The following is a 10,978-nucleotide window of genomic DNA, read 5'->3' as shown; positions in this document are numbered from 1 at the left end:
CTAGCGTTTGCCGTTCCTCATTTGTCAGGGAAACAATATATCGTTTGGCTGGCATTGTTTATGGGTTGCTTACATTTCTATTATCCGTCAATTCTTTTTTGACAGACCACTAGTGCCATTCTTATAGATATAAACAAAAGCGATGTGCAGCTTTCCTGATTGGCAGCTTTTCTGAACGGATGCGATGATTGGGGATGGAATCCAGCTTCTACCGCATTAACAGTCCCGTTTGTAGGGAACAATGGGACTACCAAAGCTAAAAAGTTTTTAGTTGAGGTGATCGCTAAAAGCTTTATTATTCACAACTTTCAGCCTTAGCGACCAAATTTTCTCTATTACTATACAAAGGTGTATTAAGGTCACGCAGTCCAAGTATGGGGAGCAATGGCCTTTGACCGATCCGGAAGGGGTGATGGCTTCCCTGGTAGCGAGGGCGGTGTTAACCGTGAACTTGGTACTGCGGGTAGGCGAGGAAATTTATGCGGTCAATGACTCAGTGCGGGATACAGGCAAAGCACTAGAAGTATACAGAGAGTTGGTAGAAATCTGGCGCGACCAACCTACGGATACTGGTGACAATGTGCCTGTACCAGATGAATTAATTCGGCAAGGGTTAAGTATTTGAGAGACTCTATAACCCTATAAACAGCCGCAAATTAGCGATCGCCCCATCAGCTAATAGCCAACAAAAAAGCCCCCGCTTGGAAACAGCAGGAGCTTCCATCTTTCCGTCCTTGAGGCTAACCATCCTACTCCTTATGGGTGCTTCCTCCCATCTCTAGAACTTCAATTAACTTGGAGGCGATCGCTTCCACAACACCATCGGGCAACTCGCTTAGAATTTGGGTGATCGCTTCCGGGCTTGCTTCCCATAGTCGGTTCGTCAAACACTGGATTATCAGCGCTCGTTGGGTTAGGCGTTGGGCATTAGTTTTCATGGTTCCCTCCATCCGCCCAAATAATTAGCCCCCTTGTATCCAATTCATCCAAGCTGACAGAGTTGATCTTTTCCACCACCTCATCTGGAAGCGATCGCACAATCATTTCGATCAGCCAGTAAATAAAGTCACTCATCGCCGCCTCCTAATTCTTTAATCCAGGCAGAAGCGCTGCCTATCAACTGCTGCTCTGTCCAGTCCCACATTCCCTCGCACTGCTCAGCTAAGTAATTCATGTTGTCACTGGTGAGCAGTGAGCCTGAAAAATTTATCTCATTTCTGCGCCCGCCTTGCCTGTCGTCCACCTCGACTAAGGCGGCGATCGCTAGTAGCAATTTGTCTCGCTTGCTTAGCTTCATGTTCTTATAGACAATCCTTGAATTTTTCCATCAATCCAAAATCACCATGCCGCCGCAGTACGAATGCAATCGCCCTCTTAGCTGCCCTATACCTTTCTGTTTTGGTCGCTTTCAGGGTTTCCTTGATAAATCTTCCTGGCGGTAAGTCCGTATCCTTGAGCATGGTCAAAAGTTGCTTCTCAGACGGGAAACCATGCCCTTCTGGATACGTATCCGGCGTATCCTCATCGCCTGAATCATCCACTGTGCCGTTATCTTGGCTGGATACGCTCGTATCTGTCGTATCCCCCTCGGAGTTGTTGCAGGATACGTTTGGCACTGTCGTATCCTCAGCCGTATCCTGCTTATACGTCGCTTCGAGTCGTTGCCGCGCAGTCTCCCAGAGGTCATCGGGCGAACTGTCTTTGATGGGCTGGGGAGGGCGATCGCTTTCCTTGCTCACCTTGAAATTGGTAATCTTCCGGTCAATCTTGGGAGTAGATACCTCCATCCATTCCGTTGAGCCATCAAGCCGGATTAACGCCTTACCGCTGGCAACGGGCTGCGAGGTTAAAGGGTCAGTAGTTGGCAGAAGTTGGATCTGCTGCATCCGGGCGATTAGGTTAGCTAGTCCTTTGATGTCACCCAGGCAGGTCTGAGTATTGTTATGGGCAACGAAGGTTACGGGCATTTCTTGCTTTCGGGACAAAGTAGCAGATACCCTGACGAACTTGCCCAGCAGGTCTTTGTCTGAAATGAAGTCACTGTAAGTTGTGGCTTCCTCTGCGATGACTGCGATCGCCTTCCCGTCTTTCCACAATCGCGATCGCCATTCTTCTTCTGAAATGTCCGAGCGCCCAAATTCCTCGTACCTGCCCATCACTTCCCCGACATAGGATGCCATCGCCCCTTCAATGTCTTCGTATGTGTTGTACAGTTCCACCCCCTCCCATTCACGGGCGTTGGAGTTGGGGTCAAAAACGATCAGATGGTATCCGGCTTCAACTTTTTTCTGCGCCAACAACCGCACAAACCAACTCTTCCCGCCGCCTTGATTCCCCCATGCCAGCGCAGTGCTAGACAGGAAGCTTTTAAACCACGGGGGAAGGCTGGGAGTTGTTTCGGTCTGGGGTTCAGGCGCGGCAGTTGCTTCAATTTGGTTGCTGGTGTCGAGTGAATCGCGCCCGTCAAATAACGGTTGATCGTAGGGTTCTAAGACGGCATAAGACGCTTCAGCAGCTTGAATCATCGCCTGCTGGTTAAACGCTTCCAGCTCTGCCTGCGATTGAATCCGTAGTTTTTGAAGACTTACCCCCTCCCAAACATTTTGGTATTTCTGCGCTTTGGCTTCCTGGTTAGCAAGCGATCGCGCTAAGGACATCGACACCCAGAACCCAGCAACCGAGAGGAACGCGCCCGAAAGCTTCCAACCTGCTGCGCCTGGTTCGCGCCGCACATTGGTAATAGATGAATTCAGCTTTATCCAGTCAGGCACTGACCTTTCTACGCATCCGTTTTGGGTAGGTTGGCAATAAATAAGCTTTCCATCAAAGTCTCCCGCAGTACCTACAGCAGCGCCAATCACGCCCAAAGTAAACGCGGACAACATTACCAGTCTGGGGTTCATTTCTTGACCCTCCAAAGGATTGCGAGGCATACAAAAAAAGTCGGGAGTGAAACTAGAAGGACTGGGTTAAGAACGGCAACAAGGTTAATTACTGCATCCCAAAATCCCGCAATTGTTGAAGCGGCGATCGCCAGCCCAATCACCGCAGATTCCCGCCTATCTCGACCTAGAGCCAACGCAATATATCCACCCACCAAACCTAGTAGTATCGCGTAAGCAATCAACATCCCAGGTACTAGGCGAGATAGTAAGGCGATCGCCAGTCCACCGGAGAAGTAAAGCCCAAATTCAGACACATTCCCAGCCGCTTTATAAAACCTAGACGGGCTAGATTCTTGCTCGTCGTTTTCAAAAAAATCAGCCTCATTGCGAGGCTGAAAATCGTTTGGATCAAACATTAAATCAACCTCACTTATTGACCGCGAAACCAATCACCAATTCCCTGCCAAAAACCTTTTTTACTTGCGCTTCTGGTGCCGTTCGTGAGTAGGTCTTTCCGCTGCTCAGACTCTTTCCGCACTTGTTCAGCGATCGCCTCCCGTCGTTGCATCATGGGGATTCGTTCTTGGATACGTTGAGCGCTGGACTGGTGACGGCGCTGCACCAGTTGAAGTGCGCTTTGGAAGTCCAAACGCTCCAAACTTAGGGCGCTGCGGCTCTCGGCTTGGAGTTTTAAGACCCCGTGCCGTGCCTTGTCCCCCATCAACTTGAGATGGTCTTGGTAGCCCTTCCCAGCCAAAAAAACATTCAATATCTGCTGATCGATTTGTTTAGCAGCTTTGGCGGCATCCTTCTGAATCTCGGCTACGAATTGCTCGTATTTAACCTGACCTTCGATCAGAGTTTTGAAATGTTTTTCAAGGATGGGTAATACTTCGATCAACCTGTCCATCGCCTGCGCTCTATCGGCAAATTCTGCAAGCTGCTGGTCGGTCATGTTGGGCAGCTCTTTCAGGTCGATGTTGAAGTAGTTCTTGGTCAGTCCAACGAGTGTTGGATCTAAGGCTTGAACTTTATGGATACCTGACTTCTTGCCTTCGTACTTAACAATCGCCCCGCCTTGCTTCTCGAATTGCATATTTTCTCCTTAGTGAATTGGTAGCCCCCAGGTAGTATCTGAGGGCATTGTTTCTGTTAGTTGAACTGGCGAAGTTTATCAATCATTTCGTTTGTGCGTTGTTCTCGCTGCTGGCAGATGCCGAGCTTCTGGTTTAGCTTCTGCGCTTGGGTATAGGTGGCGAATAATTGCCAGCCGAGAAAGCATGAAAGCAGTGCCATTGGGAGGCTAAAATCGTTATCTTTCATGCCTCTGTTTCCTCATTCATCTTCTGAACTTCTGCTAAAAAGTCTTCGTACCAGGCTCGGTCTTCAATCAGCTCTGAAACGTGATACTCGACTTGCGGAACAACTTCAAGCCAGTCAGAAAAATCAGGTTCACTGTCATCGTCTTCAAACCAGTCAGAAAAATCAGGTTCACTGTCATAAGCATCAAGCATGATGCTGGTGGCTTTCTGGTTAAACTCTTGCTCCCATTCCGCTTGTGCTTCGTCGAGATTTCCTAGCTTGGTGAAATGGGTGAATGTCGTGCCAGATTGGGTGACTACTGTGTAAGTTATCCAGGGGTTTTGATTAGTTGGTGATTTCATCTGGCAATCCCCGCTACGCGATTGTATATGCGCTGGACTATCTCAGCCTGGGGAAGTGTTTCAATGAGCGATCGCGCTTCGTCGTTCATGCCCTGCACCCAAAACTCAGCCAGAGTGCAGGCAGTTTCTAAGCTAAGTCCGTGTGGCATCATCTGCCCTTCCACGAAACCAACGCCGTGAAGTCTGTTATGGTCAATTCGGCGCTGGATTGCAGTTTGTAGCTCGTATGTCATTATTGAAATGTCTCCTTACTTTGGTGGGAGCCAGTGCCAGCGGTACAAGCCTCGTAAACTAGAACCGCTGGTTACTGACAAAAAACTTTATTCATCATCGAGATCGTTGTCATCAGGTTGAGAAAAAGGCGGGAATTTTTGCAGATCCTCTTCATGGAGAAAGTCGATATGCAGATCATCGCGCTCAGAAAAACGAACAAAATACGACCATACTGGTCTTTTTGGGAGGGGTTGATCGAAGCTTTTCTGAGAATAAAAAATACCCGTTACGATGACAATCCTGTTAATTACGTATCCTCCATCTTCTTTAACCACTAAAGCGGGTTCCCAAAGCTCGAACTTTGGCATAGGGCGAACGTAGGGAGTTTCTTGCTGTTGCATCTTCAAGACCTATTACTGTTTTCAAATGCAACCCTGATAATCAATCGCATTACGCAGCAGTTAACAAGTCTCCCAAAGCATCAATTAGATCATCATCGGTTGCTGCTTTAACTTGCGCTTCTGGCTGACTTTTCGGCAACGTTTGAACCGAGTTTTGGTTGGGATTTGTTGGCACATTTCCGCAGCCTAGGCGATGACAATTTAAAACGTGATTCACGACTTCGGTCAAGTCGGAAGTCCCTAGCGCTTGCCCGAAAGTTTTAAGGTAATCGAGGTGATGCTGCCTAATTGACACGCGCTCAGAAGAGGTCTTTGACATCACGCAGCCCTCCGCAGTTTGATTCCTGCCAAACGTTGCAGCCCTCGGCAGTTTAGCCAAACCGCATCGTAGCTAGTAACAATGTTCTGAATGCCCAGCAATGTGTTGATTGTCGGTAGCTGAGAACCACCGCCGATTGCAATAATTGAGTCAGATTGATCGCGCCAAGCTTCAACACTTTTAAGCGCTGTAGCAAGATTTGCGACGACCCAAGGTTTAAGTTCAGTGTTATAAACATCACGGAAGTTCCAGTTAGTTTTCCCATATTGAAAAGACTGGTTTTCGATACCAAGTCGTATTAGATGCCTGTCGGCTTCCTTCAGCAGTTGGCGACGTGTATTAAGGTTTTTGGCGATAGCTTCAATCAGACAATCAACGCCCCCTCGTGTAACTTTTCGGGTGATTAATTTTCCGCCCGGTGCAAACACAGAAGCGATGGTTGTACCGCCGCCAAAGTCCAAGACAATGTTCTGCGTTTTTGGCTGAATCAGTCCGGAAGCAAGCGCCGAAACAACTGCGCCGCTGCCCTCTTCTAGCACTGCACTAACGGCAACTTCAACCGAGGTCACACCTTTATTGTTGACGCGGATATTGTGCCGTCCTGCGATCGCTTTCGACAATTCGCCGCCTAGCGCCTGAGCATCCTGAATCGAACAAACAATCGACAAATTCCACTTAGAACGATGCTGCATAGTTCCCAGTGCGCCTAACAGTAATTGCAGCGCTAAATGGACTTTCCCGTTTAAGTCGTCAACAGTCCGCTGATGCCCTTGAGGGTTAACTTGATAGGCAACATTACCTGTTAGCCACTTTTGTCCAACGAGGTCAGCGCGATCGCCGCCTAAATATTCAATTAGAGATCCTTGCTTGGATTCGATAACGTCGTAAATTTCACTGTGCAACGCCGCAAAGTACGACGGAATAAGGACTTCAGAGTTATCAACTATTAGTTTGACACTACCATTACCGCAGTCGTAGCCCGTTGCCAGAACTGGGGGAGAACTGGCAGGAGTTGTCAAAATTCGGTCGGTCGTTTGCATGGTTATTTTTACTCATTCTTAGGTGTAAGCGTTGCTGCGCCTAGTTTTGGGCGCAATTGACACTTCAGACAGCATGATGCCTGTTGGTGTCATCTTTTGGTTGCTAGTGGCATTAATTGGCTGTTGTTATATAAAGTAGCATACAGTAATGCCAGTGGCATAAATTGGTGCCAAAAATCTTTATAAACCGACGAAAGGATATGATCGATGGCAAATACAAGCGAACTGGACGACCTAATGGGCAACAGGCTACGAACCACGATCACACTAAGCGAAGATGTGCATAAAATCCTTTCAGAATGGGCGGAAGAGGAGGAGCGCAGCCTTGCAAATTTGTTGAGTTATCTGGCATCTCAGGCAGCAAAGCAACGCCAAAAAGATAAAGAAAACCCCTCCCCAGATAAGGGGAAAGGGTAATGAGCCTTGTTATGCGGAGGGTTGAGCAAGTGATTAGGCGATCACTTAGGTAGCAGGCTTCGCCTTCAATAAACTTAATAAGTGTTAGTTTTTCCAATAATGTATGACAATTTACTCCCCCCTTGCACCTCCAACAGTGGCAAAGTGAGATGCTTTTTGCTGTCATTTATTCATTGATGCGTTGAAAACCTGTTGATAAGTCTATGGAAAAAGTTTATTTTTGCCTGAAAGTCGCGCTGCGGCGATCGCTTAGCGATCCATCGGCTATACTTGTCTAAATTAGAAGTCCGACTAAAAATGAAAGAAATTCGACAGATAAGGTTCACCCAGCGATTGAACAACTCCGAATTCCAGCACTTAAAAATAATGTCTGATCATATCGGGCGTTCTAAATCCGAGGTTACTCGCCGCGCACTTGAGAAATACTGGCGCGATTTTGTAGCCCAAAAAGGCAAAACCCCAGCAGCATAAGGCTACCGGGGTTTCTTCCGTTTTCTTTCTTGCACACCCACGCGCTCGGTCTTCAAAGTTTCCAGCAGCGAAACCGGGCGCAGTGGATCTACTAATTGATCTAATTTTATGTCTGACATTCCCGTAAAGCAAACATTTGCAAAGCAGCCATTTGCAAATCTGTCACCCGTTACAGTTATAACACGGTTATCCGCTCGGAAAACCGTAGTTTCCTCCAAAGCGCGATCGCTGTACGCTCCAACAAAGGGATCGCCACTACCTTCTGACCATCCAAATTCCCTCCAAAACCAATTGCGACGGGCGATCAACAGGCGCTCACTTAGTGACTGCCTGAGCATTCTAGAAGACGCAAGCTACCGCGATCCAGCTACGCAAATATTTTTGATCGCCGCAACACAAACATTCAACTAAACGACCGCCACAGCAAAGAGTTGAGGGAATTTTTAAATGGTTTTTACACAATCGAAATTCAGTATTCTCGATCATTTGAACAAGTTAACGCCACGCGCGGGAAAGGCGGAAAAGGGCATTTACGATTGCCCGATCTGTGCCGGAAAGATGACAGTTTCGTTGCAAGGTAAGCATCAAGGCGCTTACAAATGTTGGACAAATCAGTGCGATTCTGCGCTTATCCGGGAAACAATCGCACCATTGAACCAGAAGCAAAGCGGCGATCGCTTCCCTAAAGTTATTCATACACCCAAGCGCCAGCCTGCCCCAGTTCCGCCGCCAATACCGGAAGGGGGGATTAATCTTGTTAAGCTGGCAGCACCTGCAACTGATTCCCCAGAACCAACACGGCGACGTGATCGCACTCACGGCGAAGTTGTTGAAATTCGATATGACTATTCTGATCACCAGTGGACTATCCGCAAAGAGTGGCATGACTCCGAGAAAGGGCGCATAAAAAGATTCACGCCCTGGCACCGCGACAGCGAAGGCGTTGAGCATTGGGTTAAAGGCGATCGTCCTTGGAATCCTTACAGATTTGATGAGGCGCTAGAAGCTATCTCGGCAACAGAAGGCGAAGTCAAGGCGCTGCTACTTGTCGAGGGTGAAAAGTGCGTAGAAGCTGCAAGGGGGGCAGGACTCGCGGCAATTAGCCTCCAGGGTGGTAGCTGGACAGATTCAGCAATCCTGAGTATGGCTCAATCGCTAAAAGATTTAGGAGTAATCCTAGTTTTTCTACACGACATTGACGACACAGGATTCAAGAAGCTTAAGGCAGTTGAGGAAGGATGCGCCCTGGCTGGACTGCCTTGCATTGCCATTAACCCGGTAAAAATTTACAGCGATCTAGATGAAAAACACGATATCGTTGAAATTTTGCAAGTGATGGATGCACCCGAATTTATCACACGACTAGAACAACAAATTCACGCAGCAGTTGCCGAACGCGAGGCGGAAATAAACGCTTGGACGGAGGAGGAAGATGAAGGTGACAGTCAGAATGATCGCGGCGATCGCCAGTCGCGGAAAGCGGACAAAATAGCCGACGAGATTGCTGAAAAGTACCGTGATCGCCTTCTTTTTAACAACGAGTCAAAAACCTGGATGCTTTACGAGTCGGAGCTTCCGGGAGTCTGGACAGCAGAAAGTGACGAATACATTGAATCTGTTATTCATGGCATCATCCGAGGATGGGGCATATCGGGCTATGGCTCCTACAGTTTCATAACAAACATCGTAAAAAACCTACGATGCCAATTGATGCAGCGGCGATGGGTAGAGCCAGCTCCTAACAAACTGCTGCCGTTTCAAGACGGTGTTCTAGACTTGGCGGCGGGTGAATTGTTGCCACATTGTCCTAGTTATCGATTCACTTGGGCGCTGACACGATGCCACGATTCAAAGGCTACTGATTGGACTGGTATTGATGCCTTCCTGACTCATGCGACAGGGGGGAATGCCAAGTTGAAAGAGATCCTGATCTGCTTTGCAAATGCTGTTCTACTTGGACGCGCAGACCTTCAGAAATTCGTTCACTTGATCGGGCTGGGAGGCAGCGGAAAAGGCACTTTTATGAGGCTGCTAGTTGACTTAATTGGCGCTCAAAATTGCCATTCCAGCACCCTCGAAGACCTGACATCGAACAAGTTTGAAATGGTCAATGCTTTTAAGAAGCGATTGGTTCTTTTTTGGGACGAAGATCGGGGAGTGAAGCAGTTAGGGAAATTCAAGAGCCTAATCGGTGGAGACTGGCTGAGGGGAGAAATTAAGGGTAAGCAGGCGTTTCAATTTCGGTACGACGGCATGGTAATCGTCAGCTCCAACTTCCCAGTTTTTACAGGAGATTCCAGCAGCGGCATGACTCGCCGGGTAGTTACAGTTCCCTTGAATGCGACGACATCACCCAGCCAGCGACGTGATCTTAATGCAGAGTTTCAGTCTGAACTGGCAGGATTTACAAATCATCTGCTGAACATCCCTTCCGAGCGTGTCACACAAGTATTGATGGGACTTGAAGCAACGCCCGAAGTAGATCAGCAGTTCTGGGAAAACTGCATCAGAACAAACAGTGTTGCAGCCTGGTTGAATGACCGAGTTATCCGCGATCGCTTGGCGATAACACCAATCGGCAACAATTCAGAGGACAGCAGGACGCTTTACGGCGATTACCATACTTACTGCCGAGGTTCTGGGACTTCACCTCGTGCCTCGAAGAACTTCAGCCCCGACCTACTAGAACTTTGCCAATCGATTTTAGGGTGGAAGGAAGTTCAGAAGGTTCACCAAAAGACGGGGAATGCCATTCAAGGGCTTCGACTTCGCAACGATGGCGATCGCGATATACCGACATACGATTACAGGCTTTTTCAGGCGGTGAAGGGTAGTGAAGGATACGGTGAAGGATACGGTGAAGGGTCAGAATCGTTACAGGGCAAGATTTTGAAGGATGGTGAAGGAAAAATCACCAACTCAGAAAAAAAAGAAAATGAGTTAATGACTGTTGTGCAAACAGAAATTGCTTTAACTGATAGCAATGTAGCAGTGGACAATCCTTCACCACCTGTCAACAGTACGGCTGGAGAAGGTTTCAACCCTTCACTCCATCCTTCACCCCATCCTTCACCAGCTACGATTTCGACTGCAACGCCCGACGATGCCAAGGAAATTGAAGAATGTGCCAAAGACCTCCAACGCGCTTCGGATGGCGTTGAATTGCATATGTTGATGGCAGCATTTGCCGCCGTCCTAGATGAATATCAAAAGCGCCGCGTTTGGCTTGCGATTCCGACCAATCGCCGCAGTGAGTTGATGACAATGATGGAGCAAGCGCGGGAAGCTGCCCAGCCCGGAACGCTTTGTAAGGTTAAGCAGATTGGTGGAACTGAAGTAGACCCTACTTATACTTGGTGCGATGCTGTGCTGACATCGCACCCAGCGCCGCCAGCGAGGATGGGTTGGACATTCCAGCTAGTAGATGATGGGCGAGTTGTGGAGCTGCGCGGGTCAAGCGAGTGGCTTCTACTAGGGTGATTTTTAAGGGACAATCCTAAAAATAAAGGTTCATTGATAACCGATGACCCTTTAAACAGTACAGAACGATCGTTGACCACTAACGACA

At 48.2% G+C, this 10,978-nt stretch carries 16 protein-coding genes; 3 read left to right on the top strand and 13 right to left on the bottom strand.

Annotated features, from left to right (window positions below; translation table 11 throughout):
• Positions 1-325: 325 nt before the first annotated feature.
• The gene (locus tag NDI42_RS22510) at positions 326-625 is read left to right on the top strand and encodes a DUF2511 domain-containing protein (RefSeq protein ID WP_313930581.1); all 300 of its coding nucleotides are present in this window, start codon (positions 326-328) and stop codon (positions 623-625) included.
• 124 nt (positions 626-749) lie between these two features.
• Here NDI42_RS22510 and NDI42_RS22505 read toward each other — a convergent pair whose 3' ends face one another.
• The 12 genes from NDI42_RS22505 to NDI42_RS22450 all read right to left on the bottom strand — a co-directional run bounded on the left by NDI42_RS22505 (position 750) and on the right by NDI42_RS22450 (position 6,522).
• The gene (locus NDI42_RS22505; protein WP_190450892.1) at positions 750-938 is read right to left on the bottom strand and encodes a hypothetical protein; all 189 of its coding nucleotides are present in this window, start codon (positions 936-938) and stop codon (positions 750-752) included.
• Positions 928-1,074, bottom strand: coding sequence for a hypothetical protein (locus NDI42_RS22500; RefSeq protein WP_190450890.1), 147 nt, complete (start codon positions 1,072-1,074; stop codon positions 928-930). Before NDI42_RS22500 ends, NDI42_RS22505 begins: the two co-directional genes overlap by 11 nt.
• The gene (locus NDI42_RS22495) at positions 1,067-1,297 is read right to left on the bottom strand and encodes a hypothetical protein (protein ID WP_190450888.1); all 231 of its coding nucleotides are present in this window, start codon (positions 1,295-1,297) and stop codon (positions 1,067-1,069) included. The genes NDI42_RS22500 and NDI42_RS22495 overlap by 8 nt, the downstream gene beginning before the upstream one ends.
• Positions 1,298-1,301: 4 nt before the next feature.
• Positions 1,302-2,903, bottom strand: coding sequence for a hypothetical protein (locus NDI42_RS22490; RefSeq protein WP_190450886.1), 1,602 nt, complete (start codon positions 2,901-2,903; stop codon positions 1,302-1,304).
• A complete protein-coding gene (locus tag NDI42_RS22485) occupies positions 2,900-3,301 on the bottom strand; it encodes a hypothetical protein (RefSeq protein WP_190450885.1) in 402 nt (133 codons plus the stop codon). The genes NDI42_RS22490 and NDI42_RS22485 overlap by 4 nt, the downstream gene beginning before the upstream one ends.
• 14 nt (positions 3,302-3,315) lie before the next feature.
• The gene (locus tag NDI42_RS22480) at positions 3,316-3,981 is read right to left on the bottom strand and encodes a hypothetical protein (RefSeq protein WP_190450884.1); all 666 of its coding nucleotides are present in this window, start codon (positions 3,979-3,981) and stop codon (positions 3,316-3,318) included.
• A 56-nt stretch (positions 3,982-4,037) separates the two neighbouring features.
• Entirely contained in the window at positions 4,038-4,208 is a 171-nt protein-coding gene (locus NDI42_RS22475) for a hypothetical protein (protein ID WP_190450883.1), read from the bottom strand.
• Positions 4,205-4,549: a hypothetical protein gene (locus NDI42_RS22470; protein ID WP_190450882.1), complete on the bottom strand. Its 345-nt coding sequence runs from the start codon at positions 4,547-4,549 to the stop codon at positions 4,205-4,207. Before NDI42_RS22470 ends, NDI42_RS22475 begins: the two co-directional genes overlap by 4 nt.
• Positions 4,546-4,782 (bottom strand): hypothetical protein, encoded by a 237-nt coding sequence (locus NDI42_RS22465; RefSeq protein ID WP_190450881.1) that lies wholly within the window; start codon positions 4,780-4,782, stop codon positions 4,546-4,548. The genes NDI42_RS22470 and NDI42_RS22465 overlap by 4 nt, the downstream gene beginning before the upstream one ends.
• Positions 4,783-4,869: 87 nt before the next feature.
• Complete coding sequence (locus NDI42_RS22460) at positions 4,870-5,163, bottom strand: hypothetical protein (protein ID WP_190450880.1); 294 nt, start codon at positions 5,161-5,163, stop codon at positions 4,870-4,872.
• Positions 5,164-5,212: 49 nt separating this feature from the next.
• Positions 5,213-5,482, bottom strand: coding sequence for a hypothetical protein (locus NDI42_RS22455; protein WP_190450879.1), 270 nt, complete (start codon positions 5,480-5,482; stop codon positions 5,213-5,215).
• Positions 5,482-6,522, bottom strand: a complete 1,041-nt coding sequence (locus NDI42_RS22450) for a ParM/StbA family protein (RefSeq protein WP_190450876.1) — start codon at positions 6,520-6,522, stop codon at positions 5,482-5,484. The genes NDI42_RS22455 and NDI42_RS22450 overlap by 1 nt, the downstream gene beginning before the upstream one ends.
• 207 nt (positions 6,523-6,729) lie before the next feature.
• Here NDI42_RS22450 and NDI42_RS22445 point away from each other — a divergent pair, with 207 nt between their 5' ends.
• Positions 6,730-6,939 (top strand): ribbon-helix-helix domain-containing protein, encoded by a 210-nt coding sequence (locus NDI42_RS22445; RefSeq protein ID WP_199310917.1) that lies wholly within the window; start codon positions 6,730-6,732, stop codon positions 6,937-6,939.
• A gap of 473 nt (positions 6,940-7,412) precedes the next feature.
• Here the strand turns inward: NDI42_RS22445 and NDI42_RS22440 are convergent, their stop codons facing one another.
• On the bottom strand, positions 7,413-7,748 hold the full coding sequence (locus tag NDI42_RS22440) for a hypothetical protein (protein ID WP_190450875.1): 336 nt from the start codon (positions 7,746-7,748) through the stop codon (positions 7,413-7,415).
• A gap of 220 nt (positions 7,749-7,968) precedes the next feature.
• Between NDI42_RS22440 and NDI42_RS22435 the strand changes: the two genes are divergently transcribed.
• Positions 7,969-10,890 (top strand): phage/plasmid primase, P4 family, encoded by a 2,922-nt coding sequence (locus NDI42_RS22435; RefSeq protein ID WP_190450874.1) that lies wholly within the window; start codon positions 7,969-7,971, stop codon positions 10,888-10,890.
• Positions 10,891-10,978: the final 88 nt, after the last annotated feature.

The organism is Funiculus sociatus GB2-C1 (genome assembly GCF_039962115.1).
Lineage (GTDB): Bacteria > Cyanobacteriota > Cyanobacteriia > Cyanobacteriales > FACHB-T130 > Funiculus > Funiculus sociatus.
This window is presented reverse-complemented; position numbering and strand designations above follow the sequence as displayed.

Coding starts and splice junctions, on each gene's coding strand:
- NDI42_RS22505 (WP_190450892.1), bottom strand. CDS start 938: ATGAAAACTAATGCCCAACGCCTAACCCAACGAGCGCTGATAATCCAG.
- NDI42_RS22500 (WP_190450890.1), bottom strand. CDS start 1,074: ATGAGTGACTTTATTTACTGGCTGATCGAAATGATTGTGCGATCGCTT.
- NDI42_RS22495 (WP_190450888.1), bottom strand. CDS start 1,297: ATGAAGCTAAGCAAGCGAGACAAATTGCTACTAGCGATCGCCGCCTTA.
- NDI42_RS22490 (WP_190450886.1), bottom strand. CDS start 2,903: ATGAACCCCAGACTGGTAATGTTGTCCGCGTTTACTTTGGGCGTGATT.
- NDI42_RS22485 (WP_190450885.1), bottom strand. CDS start 3,301: ATGTTTGATCCAAACGATTTTCAGCCTCGCAATGAGGCTGATTTTTTT.
- NDI42_RS22480 (WP_190450884.1), bottom strand. CDS start 3,981: ATGCAATTCGAGAAGCAAGGCGGGGCGATTGTTAAGTACGAAGGCAAG.
- NDI42_RS22475 (WP_190450883.1), bottom strand. CDS start 4,208: ATGAAAGATAACGATTTTAGCCTCCCAATGGCACTGCTTTCATGCTTT.
- NDI42_RS22470 (WP_190450882.1), bottom strand. CDS start 4,549: ATGAAATCACCAACTAATCAAAACCCCTGGATAACTTACACAGTAGTC.
- NDI42_RS22465 (WP_190450881.1), bottom strand. CDS start 4,782: ATGACATACGAGCTACAAACTGCAATCCAGCGCCGAATTGACCATAAC.
- NDI42_RS22460 (WP_190450880.1), bottom strand. CDS start 5,163: ATGCAACAGCAAGAAACTCCCTACGTTCGCCCTATGCCAAAGTTCGAG.
- NDI42_RS22455 (WP_190450879.1), bottom strand. CDS start 5,482: ATGTCAAAGACCTCTTCTGAGCGCGTGTCAATTAGGCAGCATCACCTC.
- NDI42_RS22450 (WP_190450876.1), bottom strand. CDS start 6,522: ATGCAAACGACCGACCGAATTTTGACAACTCCTGCCAGTTCTCCCCCA.
- NDI42_RS22445 (WP_199310917.1), top strand. CDS start 6,730: ATGGCAAATACAAGCGAACTGGACGACCTAATGGGCAACAGGCTACGA.
- NDI42_RS22440 (WP_190450875.1), bottom strand. CDS start 7,748: ATGCTCAGGCAGTCACTAAGTGAGCGCCTGTTGATCGCCCGTCGCAAT.
- NDI42_RS22435 (WP_190450874.1), top strand. CDS start 7,969: ATGACAGTTTCGTTGCAAGGTAAGCATCAAGGCGCTTACAAATGTTGG.